This window comes from Thermogemmatispora argillosa (assembly GCF_059696725.1).
Window position 1 is genome coordinate 432801 of the sequence record NZ_AP019377.1, and the last position, 18380, is coordinate 451180.

At 61.6% G+C, this 18380-nt stretch carries 10 protein-coding genes, 1 pseudogene and 1 CRISPR repeat array; of the genes and pseudogenes, 3 read left to right on the forward strand and 8 right to left on the reverse strand.

Going from position 1 to position 18380, the window contains the following annotated elements:
- Nucleotides 1-168: 168 nt before the first annotated feature.
- On the forward strand, nt 169-2910 hold the full coding sequence (gene mgtA, locus AC6H1L_RS01820; RefSeq protein WP_497599853.1) for a magnesium-translocating P-type ATPase: 2742 nt from the start codon (nt 169-171) through the stop codon (nt 2908-2910).
- Between the two features lie 194 nt (nt 2911-3104).
- On the opposite strand, the gene AC6H1L_RS01825 is transcribed toward mgtA, so the two are convergent.
- Nucleotides 3105-3380: a metal-sensing transcriptional repressor gene (locus tag AC6H1L_RS01825; RefSeq protein ID WP_497599854.1), complete on the reverse strand. Its 276-nt coding sequence runs from the start codon at nt 3378-3380 to the stop codon at nt 3105-3107.
- Nucleotides 3381-3989: 609 nt separating this feature from the next.
- Between AC6H1L_RS01825 and AC6H1L_RS01830 the strand changes: the two genes are divergently transcribed.
- Entirely contained in the window at nt 3990-4745 is a 756-nt protein-coding gene (locus AC6H1L_RS01830) for an MgtC/SapB family protein (RefSeq protein WP_497599855.1), read from the forward strand.
- 624 nt (nt 4746-5369) lie between these two features.
- A CRISPR array of direct repeats spans nt 5370-7126; the repeat unit is 37 nt; unit sequence GTCGGAAGACGCGAAGTAGCCCGTCTGGGATTGAAAC.
- Nucleotides 7127-7374: 248 nt separating this feature from the next.
- Here the strand turns inward: AC6H1L_RS01830 and AC6H1L_RS01835 are convergent.
- The 6 genes and pseudogenes from AC6H1L_RS01835 to AC6H1L_RS01860 all read right to left on the reverse strand — a co-directional run bounded on the left by AC6H1L_RS01835 (nt 7375) and on the right by AC6H1L_RS01860 (nt 13957).
- A complete protein-coding gene (locus tag AC6H1L_RS01835; RefSeq protein ID WP_497599856.1) occupies nt 7375-8496 on the reverse strand; it encodes a tellurite resistance/C4-dicarboxylate transporter family protein in 1122 nt (373 codons plus the stop codon).
- A 227-nt stretch (nt 8497-8723) separates the two neighbouring features.
- On the reverse strand, nt 8724-9080 hold the full coding sequence (locus tag AC6H1L_RS01840; RefSeq protein WP_497599857.1) for a hypothetical protein: 357 nt from the start codon (nt 9078-9080) through the stop codon (nt 8724-8726).
- The gene (locus AC6H1L_RS01845; RefSeq protein ID WP_497599858.1) at nt 9077-9631 is read right to left on the reverse strand and encodes a QcrA and Rieske domain-containing protein; all 555 of its coding nucleotides are present in this window, start codon (nt 9629-9631) and stop codon (nt 9077-9079) included. Before AC6H1L_RS01845 ends, AC6H1L_RS01840 begins: the two co-directional genes overlap by 4 nt.
- 231 nt (nt 9632-9862) lie before the next feature.
- Nucleotides 9863-10405 (reverse strand): annotated as a pseudogene (locus AC6H1L_RS01850) (4Fe-4S dicluster domain-containing protein); the annotation flags it as partial.
- Nucleotides 10406-10436: 31 nt separating this feature from the next.
- Entirely contained in the window at nt 10437-12749 is a 2313-nt protein-coding gene (locus tag AC6H1L_RS01855; RefSeq protein WP_497599859.1) for a molybdopterin oxidoreductase family protein, read from the reverse strand.
- Between the two features lie 65 nt (nt 12750-12814).
- Complete coding sequence (locus AC6H1L_RS01860) at nt 12815-13957, reverse strand: MFS transporter (RefSeq protein ID WP_497599860.1); 1143 nt, start codon at nt 13955-13957, stop codon at nt 12815-12817.
- Between the two features lie 432 nt (nt 13958-14389).
- Between AC6H1L_RS01860 and AC6H1L_RS01865 the strand changes: the two genes are divergently transcribed.
- Entirely contained in the window at nt 14390-15415 is a 1026-nt protein-coding gene (locus AC6H1L_RS01865; protein ID WP_497599861.1) for a universal stress protein, read from the forward strand.
- A gap of 163 nt (nt 15416-15578) precedes the next feature.
- Here the strand turns inward: AC6H1L_RS01865 and AC6H1L_RS01870 are convergent, their stop codons facing one another.
- A complete protein-coding gene (locus AC6H1L_RS01870) occupies nt 15579-18353 on the reverse strand; it encodes a bifunctional acetate--CoA ligase family protein/GNAT family N-acetyltransferase (protein ID WP_497599862.1) in 2775 nt (924 codons plus the stop codon).
- Between the last annotated feature and the right edge of the window lie 27 nt (nt 18354-18380).

The window sequence follows — 18380 nt, forward strand, 5'->3', positions numbered from 1 at the left end:
GAGCAAGGCAGAAGGGCTATCCTGCTCTCTCTGGCGCAGGGCCTCCCTCCTCCATTCAGACCGTGGCGCTGGACCCGTAGACGATGAGCTCCGACGTAATGTGGGTTCGTCCGATGCCTGATCATAAATGGCGCCAGGCAGGACAAGCCATCTGGAAGAAGGGAAGCAATGTTAAAACATGTGGCGCGTCGTTGGAACAGAGCGGCTCATGTCAGCGCTTTTCTTGACGATCCGCAGCTCCAGCAGGTTCTTCACTGTGATCTGGCGCAGACGCTGCGCCTGCTCGGTGCCAGCTTGCTTGGCCTTACAGACGCTGAGGCTGCCCGGCGTCTGCGGCAGAGTGGGCCACATTATCTGCCCGACCTGCGTGCTCGTCCCTGGTGGCGTCATCTGCTGCTGGCTTTTTGGAATCCGTTCCTTTTGATGCTGGCTGGCTTGGGCCTGGCTTCTTTCCTCTGTGATCTCTTTTTGACCAGTCCCGCCGATCGAAGCTGGATCAAGGAGCTCCTGCTCGCGTCCATGCTGGTGTGCAGTGGAAGCGTGCGCTTCTGGCAGGAGCGCCGGGCTGAGCAGACGCTTCGTCCGCTAGCCAGCACGATGGCCGAGGCAGTGCAGGTCATACGCCGGGCTGATGAGCAAGCGGCTCCAACGCTCCGCCGGATTCCGCTGGAAGAGGTAGTTCCTGGTGATCTGCTGCTCCTTGAGGAGGGGCGAGTCGTACCTGCTGATGTCCGCCTGGTGAGCGCACAGGCCCTGTTACTAGACCAGTCCCTGTTTACTGGGGAGGCTATGCCTGTTGAGAAAAACGACAGCGAGCATGGAGAGCAGCCTGCGCCCCGCTTGCGCAGCCGCGCTGACCGTTCACTGCTGGCGCTGCTTGACGCTTCCCACCTCTGCTTAATGGGGTGTAGCGTCGTCCGGGGGAGAGCACTGGCAGTGGTGGTCGCCACAGGGAGCGCCACAGTGTTCTGCAGGACAGCCAGGCAATTTCTCAAGCGTCCATTCCTCTCAGCGCTCCAACAAGAACTGAACCAGGTCAGCAAGGTGCTACTAGTCAGTCTGCTCTTGATGGTGGCCTGTCTCTTACTGATGCGGGGCATCGCACGCGGTGATTGGTCCGAAGCGCTCCTCTTTGCGCTAGCGGTCGGGGTGGGATTCACCCCGGAGATGTTGCCGCTCGTGGTCACGGTGGCGCTGGCGCGAGGCGCGGTCCTGCTTGCCCATCTTGGTCTGGTGGTCAAGCACCTGCCAATGGTCCAGACGCTGGGGGCGCTAGAAATTCTCTGTCTAGACAAGACAGGCACGCTCACCAGTGCGCCCATGCAATTGGTCACGGCGATGGATGCCACCGGTCAAGAACAGACCAGCGTGCTTCGTCTGGCAGCGCTTTCTGCTCTGGCGCAGCAGCGAGGAACCTTCCAGAGCAAGGATCCATTTGCGCAGGCGATTCTCACGGCAGCGCGTCAGCGGGGAATCCAGCTCCAGGCAGGGGTGACTTTCGACGAGGTGCTGCCCTTTGATCCCATCCGCAAGCGGGCTTCTGCTATTGTCAGGGCCGCTGATGAGAGCACGTTTGCAACGCGAGTACAAACCTCGGCCCTCCTGCTTTGTCAGGGCTCCTTTGAGCCAGTGCTGGCCATTACCTCTGCGGTTGAAACAGCCGAGGGACTGCAGCCGTTATCCGAAACTGCTCGGCTGCAACTCAGGCGCCTGGCGCGATGGTTGCAAGAGCAGGGGATGCGTGTCCTGGCGGTGGCCTACAAGCCGGTCGATCCTCGACGCGCAGATGCACTGGCTGCCGAAGAGCAAGAGCTAATTTTTGCGGGATTGCTCGGCCTGGGTCAGACCCTGCGTGATGGGGTCCGCGAGGGCATAGAGGCGCTGCGGGCGGGCGGGATCAGCCTCAAGTTGGTGACGGGTGATGACGAGCGCCTTGCTGCAGGTCTGGGCGAGGAGGTAGGGTGTGATAGCCGGCGTGTCCTCCTGGGCTGGGAGCTGGAGGGCCTGGACGAGAACGATCTGCCGACACTGGTGGGGCAGACCGAGATCTTTGCCAGTATGACGCCGCTGCAAAAAGCCTTGATTGTGCGCGTGTTCCAGCAGCGAGGGGCGGTGGTGGGCTATCTGGGCGATGGGCTCAATGATTTGCCGGCCCTGCGACGTGCCGATATCGGGCTAGCGGTCAACGGAGCGACGGAGAGTGCGCAGGCTGCTGCCACAGTGCTGATGCAAACGAGTACGCTGAAGCAGCTGGCTGCCGGGATCCGTGTGGGGCGCAAGGTATCTCGAACTATTGGCAAGTATCTGGCGATTACAATTAGTTCGAACTTCGGCAATGCCCTCAGCATCTTGCTGGCCAGCCTCTTCCTCCCGTTTTTGCCGATGCTTCCCGTGCAATTGCTCGTACAAAATACGTTGTATGATCTGACCCAGCTCGCGCTGGCCTGGGATCAGCTTGATGACGAGCTGCTCCAACAGCCTCATCGCTGGCACGTGGCTCCGGTTCTGCGTCTGATGCTGATCATGGGACCCATCAGCTCGCTCTTTGATGTCCTGACCTTCCTCATCCTCTGGTGGTTCTTCGACGCCCGTACGACGGCGACGGCTCCCCTGTTCCAGTCAGGCTGGTTTTTGGAGGGATTGTTCTCGCAGATTCTGGCCGTGCACTTGCTGCGCACCCATCGCGTTCCGTTCCTGCGCAGTCGGGCAGCTCTTCCTCTTCTCCTGGCGAGCGGGGGCGCGTTCGGGGTGGGCCTCTTGCTGCCACTGACACGTCTGGGAGCGCTGCTTGGTCTGGTGCCGCTTCCGCCGGTCTATTTCTGCTGGCTGCTACTGGTGCTGGGAGGCTATTGCTTGCTGACAGAGCTGGCCAAACGCTGGTATTTCCATCGCTGGGGCCCCTGGCTTTAGCCTGGCACCGGCTGAATCTCGTCTCGTCGAGCGGGACCGCTCAGACCGCTGTGTCCTGTGTCAGCAGAAAGCAAGTGAGCACAGAGATAGGAGGAAATGTCTTTCCGCGTCGCGCTGTGTTCCGCTAACCAGGCCCCAGCGTGGGCGTCGGCAGGACAACGAGAAACCGTGAAAGGCGTTCTTGAGTCCGGCTGCTACAGCAGGAGACGATCAAGGGCCTCATGCAGGTCTTGTGTGGCCAGAGTGGCGTCGCCTCGGGCAACCGCCTCCTGGATGCGTTCATGCAGGTATTGCTCCAGGATGGCCCGAGCCACTTGATCGAGGCCAGAACGAACGGCAGCGATCTGAATCAACATCTGCTGGTAATCTCGTTCTTCTTCCCAGAGGCGCTTGAGACTCTGAGCATGACCAGCAAGGCGCGCCAGCCGATGGGCGATGTCCTCACGCGTGGGGAGCTGCTGCGTTTTCACAGGGAAGCCTCGTCCTTTGCCAGACAAGCTGGCACTTGGCTGCTACTCTTCAAGATCGACTCACGCTACAGTATACTGGCTCTCACCCGCTGGGTCAAGCGGCAGCTCTGACTCCTGCAGGCAACCGCTTCCCAAGATGGTGTGATCACTCCTGCTCAGCCGGTCACGGTGTCAGTGCAGGAGTCCTGTGCCCTGGGCTGGGAAACACTGACAAAGGTCGCAGCTTATGGTGAGCATGGATCAATCTGCTTGACCTCTGTCTATCTTTGGACTATACTTCATCAATAGCTGTACGATGATTTCTTTCCTTTCTTGCTTCCAGTTTAGCGGAATGCCTCTATCTTATCGCTGAGACCAGAAAAAAGAGCGGTGGCCAGGCTGGAGGCCGGACTTGGCTGGAGAACGCAGCTCTGGCTGTTTCTGGCTGCGGCTGGTCTGACGACGCCTGTGTGTTTAGGGTCGAGCGGTGCTAATCTTTCCCAAGGCCCAGGCCTGCTGACAGTCCTCCAGGGACCTGGTCAGGGTGCTGCTCGTTGGGGAATGCAGACGGGCAGATGGCTATGGTGTCGATAGTCTCCTCACTTTTGTCGAGACGAGGATAGTATGGGGATGGGATTGTTTCTGGCTCGGTTGCTCAGTGCGCTGCTCTGTGGCCTGGTGATTGGTCTGGAGCGCCAATATCGGCGACGAGCGGCGGGACTGCGTACCAGTGCGCTGGTTGCGACAGGTTCAGCGTTATTTGTGTTGGCTTCCACCCAGTTGCCTGGGGGCAATCGGCTCGCGGCCCAGGTGGTGTCGGGAGTTGGCTTTCTCTGTGCAGGTGTTATCTTGCGAGACGGCCTGGCAGTTCGTGGCCTGAACACGGCAGGAACACTGTGGTGTGTAGCGGCTACAGGGGTCCTTGCAGCGACGGGCCAGTTGAGCCTGGCTATGCTCAGTGCGCTGATGATTGTGGCTACTCACGTGACTCTGCGACCGGTAGCGCTGATGATTGATCGCTGGACGCGGCATGCTCTTGAGCAGCCTGGGACCTGCTATCTGCTCCAGGTGCTCGCCGCTGAAGATGCTGCCTCCCATGCGCGTGCCCTGCTCTGGCAAGCTCTTCAATCTGAGCCTGTGCTACTGCAGGATTTCCGCTGTCAACCTGGCCCTGAGCCTGGTCTGCTCAGGCTACAGGTGAAACTCTGCCTGGCCGAGAGAAATGATCGCTTGCTGGAGAGGGTAAGCCTGCGCTTGAGCCTGGAGACGGCGATCATCGGAGTGACCTGGGCGCTGGCCACTGGGGAAGACCGGACTGGACCTGAGCCGGAGAAGCCTGGTGAGGGGCAGCAGTCTGCTAAGGGCGTGGTGAGCTCCAGTCCATAGCAGGTGAGCAGCCTTTCAAGTCGTGATGGATTCTTGGCTCGGTCGCTCTGGGCGCGTGGCGAGATCTCTGGGAGGGCCCTGTTCGCTCCACCGCTCCATTCTGGGGGATTGGATGGTGCATGAGTGGTTCCTCCTTATTATTAAGGTGCACTTTGTGGAATGGGCACTCCCGTGGTCTGGAGTCTGGAGGTTCCATGCTCGCGTCCTGGCCGCATGGGGATCGCTGGACTCTCCGTGACCGTCCTTTCGATGAGCACCATCGTCGTTTGACAGTGGTCAGACAGCATGCCTGACTGAGGAGATGGCTGTGCCCTGCCTCTGTCGAGATAGCCCTTGCTGGATGGGAGCGCATCGTTAGCTGCCTGCTGAGATCAGCTTCGAGATCTGATCGCATGGCATCTGCACGTGTAGTTATTCCATGATTTGATGTTACATGCTCGTCACTTCGAGGATCTCAGTACCCGGGATCGCATGCAGCGATCCTCGAAGGGCTGCCCAGGCCGTCTGAGGGCGAGAGTGGCTGGCATCATTGCCGCATGAGAGCGGTCACTGCTGACCGCTTTTTTGGGATCATCGAAACAGCTTGACTGACGCGGCTCCAGATGCTATCGTACAAGGGGTACCGTCGGAAGACGCGAAGTAGCCCGTCTGGGATTGAAACGAATATGCCGCATCACCGCAGGCCGCCCATCTCGCGTCGGAAGACGCGAAGTAGCCCGTCTGGGATTGAAACCTTTTGGAGAAACCGGTACCAGGATGGGATATGCCGTCGGAAGACGCGAAGTAGCCCGTCTGGGATTGAAACATAGAGGATATCGCTGCTCCCGGCAATGCGATCGGTCGGAAGACGCGAAGTAGCCCGTCTGGGATTGAAACTTTTGTTAATCAACTGAATCGACATAGTACCTCCTTTGGTCGGAAGACGCGAAGTAGCCCGTCTGGGATTGAAACCTCCAGAGGAAACGCCCGTCCTCAAGGGCCGCACACCAAGTCGGAAGACGCGAAGTAGCCCGTCTGGGATTGAAACCTCCAGAGGAAACGCCCGTCCTCAAGGGCCGCACACCAAGTCGGAAGACGCGAAGTAGCCCGTCTGGGATGGAAACTAGCGGTAGATCCAAAGAACCAGAAAGAGCCAACGGAGTCGGAAGACGCGAAGTAGCCCGTCTGGGATGGAAACCTACTAGTACTACCCATCGGGCGCGATTTTCTCCTACTGTCGGAAGACGCGAAGTAGCCCGTCTGGGATGGAAACAGCTGGATCACAGGCCGCATCTCTCATTGGAGCAAAGTCGGAAGACGCGAAGTAGCCCGTCTGGGATGGAAACGACCCCTCAGCAGGTGGCAGGAGCGGGAAACCCCATGGTCGGAAGACGCGAAGTAGCCCGTCTGGGATGGAAACTTCGCGATATTTTGCGTGATCAGCGACTGGGAGGGATGTCGGAAGACGCGAAGTAGCCCGTCTGGGATGGAAACCCAATGCTAGTCCGGGCGCCGGGGCCACGGCCTCCTGTCGGAAGACGCGAAGTAGCCCGTCTGGGATTGAAACGGTTGCTCTCTGGCGGCTGAGCGAGATCGTAGGCGGTTGGTCGGAAGACGCGAAGTAGCCCGTCTGGGATGGAAACTCGCCGCCATCATCATCCTCCCGCCAGCGATCCTGGGTCGGAAGACGCGAAGTAGCCCGTCTGGGATTGAAACTCCACATCGACACTCTACAAGATGAACCGGAAACTAGTCGGAAGACGCGAAGTAGCCCGTCTGGGATTGAAACTATCGATATGCGCGCAAGGGCAGCCTGGTCTTTGTACCGTCGGAAGACGCGAAGTAGCCCGTCTGGGATTGAAACTCGGGGGCTACCTCCATCTTGAATGCGTCTGCGTCGGCGTCGAGTCGGAAGACGCGAAGTAGCCCGTCTGGGATTGAAACTCGGGGGCTACCTCCATCTTGAATGCGTCTGCGTCGGCGTCGAGTCGGAAGACGCGAAGTAGCCCGTCTGGGATGGAAACCAAAGAGCCAGCGCTCTGATGCACTCACCTCACCAACGTCGGAAGACGCGAAGTAGCCCGTCTGGGATGGAAACTAGAGCCTAGTCGTCTCTACCCTGCTGAGGCTGAGGCGTCAGAAGAAGCGAAGCCGCCCGTCTGGGATGGAAACCGGAGACTTCCTTATGATAATAGTCATTAATTTGCCAAAGTCAGAAGAAGCGAAGCCGCCCGTCTGGGATGGAAACGCTGTCTTGCTCTCACTATCCACGGCCAGACTAAAGCGAGCAAAGTCAGAAGAAGCGAAGTAGCCCGTCTGGGATGGAAACACAGGAAAGGAGCCTGCTGAAGCAGGCTCCTTGTCGGTCAGAAGCAGCGAAGTAGCTCGTCTGGGATGGAAACCACGCTGTTGTTCTCGGGGCTCACGTCCCCCACCTGCATCTCCACCTGGTGGCCCGGCATCTCGGGGTGCCGTCTCAGTACAGTACTAGGACGTGCACGTCACCGAGTGGCCCGAGACACCACGAGGTGAAAAGCCCGCCATTGCCCCGCTCAATGCGCACCTGCGAGCCTTCCTCTCTCGCTGAACGCCAGTCGTCTGAGCGGCCTGGCACCGGCTCCTGTGTGCCTTTCTGGTCGTGGGAACGGCGCTAGCCCTCCGCTGGCAGCCGACTCGCGGGTCCCTCACGCTCGGAAACTGCTAGCGGGTGCGTCTCCCTGGTTTGAGCGCACGCCCGCAGCCGACGCAGCGTCCGCCCAATCTCCAAGAACCAGCCCCCCATCACCAGCAGCCAGGCGACAAAAGCCACCCAGGTGAAAGGGACCGCTACTGCCTCAAAAAAGGCGATACCTGGAAGCTGCCCGAGCAGATGCAAGGCCGTCGCATACATGCCCAGCGGAAAGACGATGCTCCACAGAGCCGGCTCGTAGCGCAGAGGTTGGCGCATGATTCCATACTTCCATATCCCGATAAGAACCAGCAGGGGCAGCCACCAGGTTCCCCAGGCCCACATCATGAGGGTGAACCCGGTGAGGTAGGAACGGACCCCGACAAGCAGGGGGGCTGGATGGGGCGCCTGCAACAAGCGGATGCCGGCCACGGTGGTGATCGCCATTGCCCCCATGTTGATCCAGTAAGGAGGCGTCAGATCGGCCGGCAGGATCTTCCCAAAGAAGAACCGATAGACAATGAAGGTGATGAAAATCAGATAGAGCAGCACGCCTAGCGTCCAGAAGGCGTAAGCCACCAGTTGTAGCACTGCTGCCTGTTCTGGCCAGATGCTGGCCAGCAATGTCCCGTTAATGGCCAGCGATTCAGTCCCCACAATGCTGATGAGCCAGCTTCCATTGACAGTTTGTTGCAGAGGCCGCGCATTGTGGAAGAGGAGCACGGCAAAAGCCCAGTAAGTCAAGAAGCACCAGATGCCTGCCGCAAGGGCAGTCAGCAGGACGGGCAAGCCCACCCAGTGACTCAAGGCGGCCCGGGTGGCCAACACTCCGGGGGCCGCTACCGCTGTAAAGTAGCCAAAGAGCTTGCTCGGATCGGTGGCGTCCTGGAGAACAGCCCTGGGGTAGCGGATGAGCCGCAGGAGATAGAGAGCGAGCAGCAAGAGGAAGAGGCCTCCACCGAGCCAACCCAGGATCACCGACACGAGGATGGCTTGATTCAGAAGCAGGGCGATGGAAACAATCCCTGTCGCCATGACACAGGCAAAATAGCCAGGATAGAGCTGCCTGACCCAGTTCCACCAACTTGCCTGGTAGACGCTCATAGACCCTTGCTTCACGGCATCCTCCTGTGCGCGTGTGCACGTGCTTTCCTGACGGATGCTCAGCCAGTCCCTCGCTGACTCCACGCTCTGCCCGAGCGCGCCCCTTGCGCGCTCGCCTCTCACGGTGTCTGGCTGACCTGAGCGCAGCAGAGCAGGCCAGCCAGAGATCAGCCAGGCAGCTTCCGAGGTTCCCCTCTCCTCGTTACTCCACCTGGCTTGCCTTGCGCCTATTCTTCGGCGAGCTGGCGACGAGGCCAGAATGTAATCACCAGGGCCAGCCCGAAGCCCAGCAGACTGACGAGCGCCAACCAGGGCAGCAGACTGGTCCGCCCTGAGAGCAGCTCATAGAGAGCATCGGTCACCAGCCACAGCTGCACGATGACAATGAGTGCAACGAGCAAGACCTGCGCCTGAACGATCGCTGCCCGCCCGGGTATGCCCAGATAGCGCGGACCGGGGAGCGGACCAGAGCGACCGCGCGGAGGCGGCTGAACTGGTGGGTCATCAGGATTGGCCCGCGCTGGCCCTCTCGCCCGACCTGGAGGCCGGGCCGGACCTGGCCCATCGTTCGCTGTGCGATTCATCGCAACACCATCCTCACAGCGTAGATTATCCCCTGATGCTCCTCCAACTCAATCACCGGCAGCGGGCGAGTGGGCGGTCCTGCCAGTACGTTACCGGTAGCGGCATCAAAGAGACCTTCATGGCAGGGGCAGTAGAGCCATTGGCTCTCCGGCTGGTAGGTCACCGCGCAAGACAGATGGGTACAGACATCGCTATAGGCCACCAGCCCTTTGCCCGGCACATGAATAAGAATGCCCTGCGCGTACTCGTCCGGGTAGGCGAAGACCTTCCAGTGATTCTCTGCCAGCTCGCCTACTCGCGCGACGGGTACGATCTTCGTCGAACTGCCTTCTGATAGCTTGCCAATGAGCGCCAGCGTGCCCGTCGCCAGGCAGAGCGCCCCCGAACCGGCGAGCAAGAAGAAGAGCGTGTCTCGTCGCGTCACGACCTCGTCTTCGCTCCAGACATACGGGAACTCTTGGCGCCATTCGGCGGCAGGCTCAGGGGGACGGGGTGCCGACCCGGGCTGGTCCTGGCGCCGAACCTGAAAACGATGTGCTGCTGATTCCATAGGCAGAATCTCCTCCCCTCTGCGTCAATGGCTTGCTTGACTGACTGATACCGGAGCAGGGACCGGCTCGCGTGGCGTCCACGGCTGGGCCGGTGCCTCCCACTCGGGGATGCCTGCCATCCGAGCGTCCACCCAGTCAGTAGCGTTGCGGCTCGCTGTTGCTGCGGGGACCTCCTGTCCAAGGCCCAGAGAGGCCTCGTCCAGGAGGGCAAGCAGGTCGAGAGCCTCATCCTCCTCGGTGAGCACCACGTAGTTGCGGGTTCGTACGCGCTGACGCCCAAAATAGAAGCGATTGACGGGCTTGGCCCCCTGCGCTCCCCGGCCTGCCGCCAGCCACTCCTCGTAGGTGCCATAGAAGATGGCCTGGGTCGGGCAGACCGTCGCGCACATTGGCCCCTTGCCCTGACTGGTTCGATCATAGCAGAGATTGCATTTGCGCATGAAGTGCCCGCGAATATCAAACTTGGGCACTCCAAAGGGACAGGCGTAACCGCAGTTGCGACAATAGATACAGCGCGTCTCATCGGCCTGATGCACCACCCCATCGGGACTGACAAGAATGGCCTGGGCCGGACAAACCTGGGCGCAGGGCGCCAGCGGGTCTTCGCAGTGCATACAGACGGTCGGTGAGGAAGCGACCGTGTTGGCGCGCTCGATGTAATCAATGTAGATCATACTCTCGCCCCGGTGGGTGTCGCACTCGCGGCAGGCTGCTACACAGGAGCGGCAGCCGATACAGCGCGAAGGATCAAGGAACAGTTGCTTGATGGTCACCGTTTCGGGCACGCTCCTTCTCCTCCTTTCCTCATGCTTGCTCGCTGGCTATCAGCGAGCGTGGCTGCGGCACCGGCCTGCGGCCAGCAGCAGGCAGCTCGCGCCGTCGCTGTCGCGCCTGGACCAGCTGCTCCTGATCAATGGAGCGTGCCCACTCCGGCGGCTCGGGGGCGCGTTCCAGGGCCGCGGCGCAAACCTTGTATTCGGGGATCTTCATCATGGGCTCCAGCACCGGATTGGTGAGCTGATTGGCCGCCTGGCTGCGACCGTAATGGTAAGGAATAAAGAGCGTGTCCGGGCGAATCGTACGCACGACCAGGGCCGGCGCCGTCAGCTCGCCACGGCGTGTCCGCACCGTGACCCAGTCTCCATCGGCAATGCCCAGGCGCTGAGCTACCTGCTCGTGTAGCTCGACCCAGGGATAGGGCGCCATCTCACGCAGGAAGGGAATCCGCCGCGTCTGGTTGCCCGAGAGGTAATGGTAGATCACCCGCCCCGTGGTCAGCACAAAGGGATAGGTCTCGTCTGGCTCCTCCGCCGGCGGAATGTAGGGCACAGCGTGAAAGCGGGCACGCCCGTCGGGGAAGCCAAAGCGCTCCTCGTACAGACGCGGTGTCCCCGGGTGCTCCTCGCTGGGGCAGGGCCAGAAGACGCCTCCCTGCTCTTCGATCTTCTCATAGGTGATCCCCCAGTAATCCGACTTGGCACCGCGCGTACAGAGGCGCAGCTCATCAAAGATATCGCGAGGCGAGCGATAGGCAAAGTATTGCCCCTTACCCAGGCGCCGTGCCAGCTCGCAAATCATTTGCCAATCCTGGCGCCCCGCCGGCGGCTCAACGGCCTGATTGTACTTAATGACGCGCCCCTCCAGCGAGGTCGTCGTGCCTTCTTCTTCTGCCCACAGGTTGCCCGGCAGCACCACATCGGCCAGCTCAGCGGTCTCTGAGAGGAAGGGATCGATGACGACAAAGAAGTCCAGGCTGCGCCAGGCTCGCTCGGCGGTGTGCAGGTCGGGCAGGGAGACCAGGGGATTCGAGCAAATCAGTAGGCAGGCCCGAATCTCTCCCCGCAGCATCGCTGGAATCATCAAGGTGGCCGGATAGCCGGCGTGGGGCAGCTCCTCCTCACGAATACCCCAGACCGAGCAGATGTAGGCCCGATCCTCGGGATCTTCGATCTCACGGCAACCCGGCAGTTGTGTAGCCTTCTGACCGACTTCCCTTCCTCCCTGGCCATTGCCCTGACCGGTCAGGGTGCTATAGCCTGCGCCTGGTCGGCCAAAATTGCCGGTGGCCAGGGCTAGATTGATCGCCGCCAGCCCATTGGCAACGCCTTTGCTCTGATGCTCCAAGCCGCGCGCCGTATAGATCAGGGCCGCACGCGCCTGCCCGTAGAGGCGGGCCGCCTCGACAATCGCCTCCGGACGCAGTCCACAAACGCGCGCGACCCGTTCCGGGGGATACTGCTCCGCCAGCGCGCGGACCTCCTCCCAGCTCACGGTGCGCTCGCGAATGAAGGCTTCATTGATCAAGCCTTCCTTGATGAGAACGTGCAACATGCCGTTGAGCAGCGCTAAGTCGGTCCCGGGGCGCAGTGGTAGGAAGAGATCAGCGGTGCGGGCAATCGGTGTCTGGCGGGGGTCGGCCACGATGAGCTTACAGCCGCGATCGCGCGCCTGCCACAGATAGCTCGTGATAATCGGGAAGCACTCGCCGACGTTGGCACCGATGACGAAGATGCAATCGGCATGCAGCATGTCGCTGATCGGATTGGCGGCCCGATCGATCCCCAGCGCGCGCTCGTTGGCCCCGGTGGCGGACGACATACATAGGCGCCCATTGTAGTCGATATGACGAGTCCCCAGGGCGACCCGGGCGAATTTCCCCATCAGATAGCATTTCTCGTTCGTCATCGTCGAGCCACTGAAGACAGCTACCGCATCTTTGCCATAAGCGCGCTGCACCTCTCGGAAACGCTGGACAATGGTATCAAACGCCTCGTCCCAGCTCACAGGCTCTAACGGGCTGTCCTTCCCTCTTTTACGCATCAGCGGCTGTGTGAGCCGATCAGGATGATGCACGAGCTGATAGGCATTGGTCCCCTTGGGACAGAGCATGCCATGATTGAGGGGGAAATCTTCGCGCGGCTCTACACCGACCACCTGGCCATTGGCAACCTTCAGATACATGCCACACTGGACGCCGCAGAAACAGCAGTGGGTGGGGACATAGCGCTCCACCTCAACGCTGGTCTCCCAGGCTGTTGGCACCTGCGTCGCCGAGTGGAAGTCAAAGGTCTCTTGCTGGCGCTGCTGTCGCCGAAAGACACTCTTATCGACGGACATGATCTGTTCCTCCTCTCTTCCATGCAGGCGCAAGCTATGCCAGACTCATCGTGTCTGCACTCCCCTCAGAGAAAGCGATTGCCCTCGGGATCAAGCGCGGTCAGTGTCGCCTGGCCGCGGGCGACACGCTTACAGGCGGGACACAGATCTTGCCACCACATCGCTTGCTCCGGCCTCGTGGTAGAGCTGTCCTGGCGCAGCGTATAATCTTCGCCCACCTCCAGCAGCGTTTTCTTAAGATCGGCAATGAAGCGCGCTGGGGCAAACTCCTCTCCGCAGCGTGCGCAGCGCTGCATCGCTGTCCCTTCGCCAGTTTTCCAGTAGAGTTCGATCCCGACCGTGGCCGGGCGCTCGATCAGATGGAAGAATTTGCCAAACGGCAGCGAGATTAACCACAGGACAACGAATACCTCATGAGCCAGGGAGAGGTACCAGTAGTAGGCGCCTCCCAACCAGGTGCTATCGGCTGTCAGGGCCAGCCCGCTGACCACGATGGCCAGCAGCAGCGCCAGGGGCACGATGTCGAAGCCGAAACGCTGGATGCTGATCAGGGCCAGATCGTGAAAGCGGCGATGGAAGGCCAGCACTAACCCGACGAGCAGCAGCAGGGCGGTGATATCGAGCGCATGATAGATCAGGAATCCGAGGATCGACTCAGGACGGAAAGCGAAGAGGGGAAAGCCGAAGAACCAGAGCAGATGCTCGCCCGCCGGGGTCAGGGTCATGCGAATCCAGCCAAAGGTGAGTGGGAAGGTGATGCAACAAGACAACAGCACTCCCCAGAAGATGCACTGATGCATGATCCAGCGGTAGAGGCCACGGCGGCGAATAAATTGCTGAGAAAATAGATCGAGAATCGCCAGAGGGATGAGCGACGTGTAGCGTCTAAAATTCTCGTAGGAGAAAAAGAGCCGCCAGCTGCGCCTCCAATAACGTCCAGTCGGAGGACGAGCCAGCCAGAAGCTGTATTTGTAGGTCACGGCAGCCACCGCGAAGATCGTGGCCACCACGTAACCGATCAGTGCCGCGTCAAACCAGTGAAAACCGCGTGATCCAAGGGCGATCAGGCCGGTCAAGACAGCAGCGGCCAGCACGCCATACAGGATGCAGCGCGTGCGCAATCCCAGTCGAAAACGAGGGCGGGTCACAGTGGTCTGAGGATGGGCAGGCTCCGGAAGATGCTGTTGCTGAGTAGCGGCCTGACTCACGATCTTCTCCTTTCTTATTTAGCTGCCTGCTCCAGAGACACTCGGGCCTGCGCGAGGGCGACAACGGAAGAAAGAGCTGATTCCTGTGGTATGGCTCAGCCGCAAGCGAGCCAGGTCTCTTTGTACGAGGATTATAACACGCTGCTCGGTTCTGAGACCGCGAGATACCATCACGCTTCCATCACATTTGCACCCTGCCTGCGGGTAGGTGGATGGGTGCAATGCTCCTCGCCCTCTGGCTCTGGCCTCCAGAGAGATCCAGATCGGCAAAGGCAGAGGGGGAGAGAAGAGAGCTGTGACCTTTCTGTGAGTCTCGCCCCCCTCGTCGAGACCGCCTTGTGTGCTCGTCCTGCGATACTGCCAGTGAGAGAGCACGTGCTGGGCAAGCTGGCCTCTGCTCAGCGGCTCCAAGTGAGAAACAGGAGGTCATGGATGTTTCAACGTATTCTTGTCCCGCTGGATGGCTCGCAGCGCGCAGAGCGGGCTCTCCCGTTGGCGGCCCGGCTGGCACGCGCCAGCAGAGGCAGCCTGATTCTGGCGCGCATCGTGCAGCCTGGTACTGCGCTGCTCTGGGCCCCGAGCGCGCTTGATCCAGCGACGATGCGCGCATGGCTGGAGAGCGCCACAGAAGCGGCAGAGGCCTATTTGCAGCGTGTCGCCGCTCTTCCGGTTCTCCGCGATGTGCCCACAGAAAAAATTGTGCGTTCGGGACTCCCCGCGGATCAGCTGCTGCGTCTCGTGCCAGAGGTCAGCGCCGACCTCCTGGTGCTTTGCAGTCACGGCTACCGCGGCCTGCAGCGCTGGGCCCTGGGCAGTGTGGCGCTCAAGCTGATTCGTCACGCATCTATCCCTGTCCTGGTGCTCCGTTCTCACGGTGAGATGCTGGCCGGTCCGCAACCGGGCTATGAACGCCCCTTTCGGGCCGTGGTACCGCTCGATGGGTCTGTCCACGCTAAGGCTGCCCTGGAACCCGCCGCGGTGCTGGTGCACGCCCTGGCCACATCGACGCCAGCCGCTCTGCACCTGCTTGCCGTCGTGGAGGTCGACGAAGAGGCGGAGGATGAGGCTGCCAGACGAGACCGCGAACGACGACAGGCGCGGGCCCGCCGCTATCTGGCTCACACTGTGGAGCAGCTCCGCGCCGGGCTGGTGGCCCCAAAGGTCGCCGGCCTGCAGCTTGAGCTGACCTGGTCAGTGCATGTTGGCTCTGATGTGGCGCAGACGATTCTCGACGTCGTAGAGCACGGCCAGGATCGGGCAGGCGAACACCTCCCCGGCGGCTGCGATCTGTTGGCCATGTCGACTCACGGCAGGGAGGGTCTGAATCGCTGGCTCCTGGGGAGCGTGACCGAGCGGGTGTTGGAACGAACTCGCCTGCCGCTACTGGTCGTTCGCCCTCAAGGAATCGAAGAGACGCCACGCACGCCCTGGGGTACCCTGCAAGACGACCTGGACTGAGCGGTCGCCAGTCCGGGGCAACAACTGACGCCAGGTAACTGCCGCCATTGGCCTCGGCGAGCCAGTACAGACGTGGCGAGGCCAACCCGCTCGGCTACCTGGCGCTCGCTTTCTCCCTCTCCTCGTGAGAAGCGTTCCCTATCCTGATCAGCGAGCTTCCTTCTCACAACAGGTAGGTTGCCTGCATCAGCTGCTCCTCGGGACTGTAGGTTAGCTGAAAGCCAAGCTTGCGGCAGATGCGCAGCATGGCCTGATTCTCCGGCAGAATGCGGCCTTGCAAGCGCTGCAAGCCCTCCTGCCGGGCGATCTCGATTAAGCGCCGCAGCAGCTCTGTTCCCAATCCTTGCCCTTGCACCTGATCGGCAATCAGCAGAGCAAACTCGGCCTCCTCTCTCCCAGGCAGCTTGATCAGGCGTCCAATCCCCAGGAGGGTCTCTGCCCTAGCTCCCGATGGCTCCTCCCGAGCGACGGCCACCAGAGCCAGCTCTCGATCGTAGTCGATGAAGCAGCGGTCCACCAGCCGCTCATGGGCGATGCGCTGGCTCAGGCCAAGGACATGCAGCCAACGCAGGTAGACACTGCGCTCTGAGAGCCGCTCGTGGAAGCGCACCATCAGCGGCTCGTCTTCCGGACGAATCGGGCGGATCATCACCGGCGTGCCATCAGGGAGCTGCCAGCTCCCGATGTAGTGGCTTGGGTAGGGACGGATGGCCGGGCGCGGCAGTGCTGTTTCGGGCACATCGACCTCATGCAGCACGATCCGGGCATCGAGCGCCAGCAGATGATCGCCCGCTGCCAGTACAGGATTGATATCGCACTCCCTGATCAGCGGTTGCTCGACAATGAGCAGACTGAAGCGCACCAGCAGACGCTCGAGCGCTGCCAGGTCGGTGGCGGGCAGCCCGGCGGCCCCCCGCTGGAGGGCGGGAAAGATACGTGTTCGCTCTAGCAGGCGCCGTGCCAGCGTTGTGGTCAGTGGAGGCAGTGCCAGGGCAGTATCGCGTTGCACCTCGACCAGGCGCCCGCCGCTGCCAAAGAGCAGCACCGGCCCAAACTGTGGATCGCAGAAGCTGCCTACGATCAGCTCGTAGCCCTCCCATGCGATCATTGGCTGCACCGTGACCCCCTGCATCTGTCCGGCTCCCGCCTGGCGCTCTGCAGCCTCAGCGATGGCCCGGTAGGCCTGCCGCACCTCCTCAGCCGTGCGTAAGGCGAGACGCACGCCCCCAATACGGCTTTTATGGGTGATTGTGGGGGAGAGCAGCTTCAAAACGACCGGGTAGCCGAGCTGCTCTGCTTGCTGGACCGCCTCGTCTTCGGTGAGCGCGATGCGGGCCTCAACGGTCGGAATGCCGTACGCCTGAAGCACCGCCTTTGCTTCCGGCTCGCTGAGCAGCGTGTGCCCGGCCCGCCGGGCCGCGGTTAGCCAGCCAGCGACCTGCGCACGCCGATTGGCGCTCTCCTCGGGATCGTCCACCACACTGGGCGTCTCGTAGAGGCTCTGCAAATGCTTGCTGACGCGCCACATGGCGCAGAAAGCACGGGCCGCCGTATCCGGGGAAGCAAATGTTGGAATGCCAGCGCGTGTTAGAATCTCGTGGCCCGCCGCCACGCTGCTGCCACCCATCCAGCTTGCCAGCACTGGACGTGTGCTACCGGCCACGGCCTCAACTACCTGCTCGGCGGTACGGGTGGGGTCGCTCATGGCCTGGGGAGTCAAGATGACCAGCAAGCCATCGCTGGCCGGCTCACGAGAGAGGATGGCAATGGCCTGGGCATAACGTTCGGGACCGGCATCTCCCAGGATGTCTACGGGGTTCTGGCGACTCCAGTAGGGGGGGAGCAGCGCGTCGAGGGCAGCGCGGGTCTCTGGAGAGAGGGGGGTCAGTGTCCCCCCGGCCTTCGCCAGGGCATCGGCGGCCAGCACACCGGCACCGCCCGCATTGGTCACGATGGTGAAGTGTGGTCCCTGGGGACGTGGTTGTCGCGCCAGCACCTCTGCCATCGCGAACAGCTCGTCGATGCTCTCGACCAGCAGCAGGCCGCAGCGGCTGCAGGCAGCCTCAAAGACCTCCTGGCGCACGGCAAGGGCCTCTGTGTGGGAAACGGCGGCTTGCAAGGCCTCGGGGGTCTGGCCTCCTTTCAAGAGAATCACCGGTTTGCGCCGTGCCACGGCCCGCGCTGCGGAGAGAAAGGTCCGGGCGTCGCCCACCGTCTCCAGATAAAGGAGAATGCAGCCGGTATGCGGATCATCTCCCAGGTAGTCCAGCAACTCTCCCCAGCCGAGATCGAGCATCGACCCGACCGAGACAAAGGCGCTGAAGCCGATGCGCTCCTGCAGGCTCCAATCGAGGATGGCGCTGCATAAGGCTCCGCTTTGGCTCAGGAAGGCCATGCGGCCCGGCAGGGCCATCCCGCTGGCGAAGGTCGCATTCAGCCCGATGCGCGGGTTCATCAGTCCCAGGCAGTTGGGTCCAAGGAGACGCAGCCCGCCACGTCGTGCCTCTTCCAGGACCTGGCGCTCCAGGGCCTGCCCGGCTGGCCCTCGCTCGCGAAAACCGGCAGAGAGAATGATGGCCCCTTTGACTCCGGCGGCCACGCAGTCGGCGATCACGGCGGGTACGGTCTCCGCCGGCGTGGCAATCACAGCTAGCTCCACTGGCTCTGGAAGATCCGTGACGCGCGGATAGGCGCGTATGCCAAGCACACTGGAGCGGTGGAGATTGACCGGAAAGACGGAGCCGCCGAAGGCTGCGGTGGTCAGATTCGTGAGCACAGCTCGCCCGACGCTGCCCGGGCGCTCGGTGGCCCCAATGACGGCGATACTGCGAGGGGCGAAGAAGACGCGCAGGGGATGCGAGAAGGGCAGGTCGAAGAGCGTGGTCGGCTGTCCCTTCTGCGCTGCTGAGCCGCCCGGCGCGGGTTGAGGCTGGGGCATCGTGATGGCTCCTTTCCTTAGCATGTG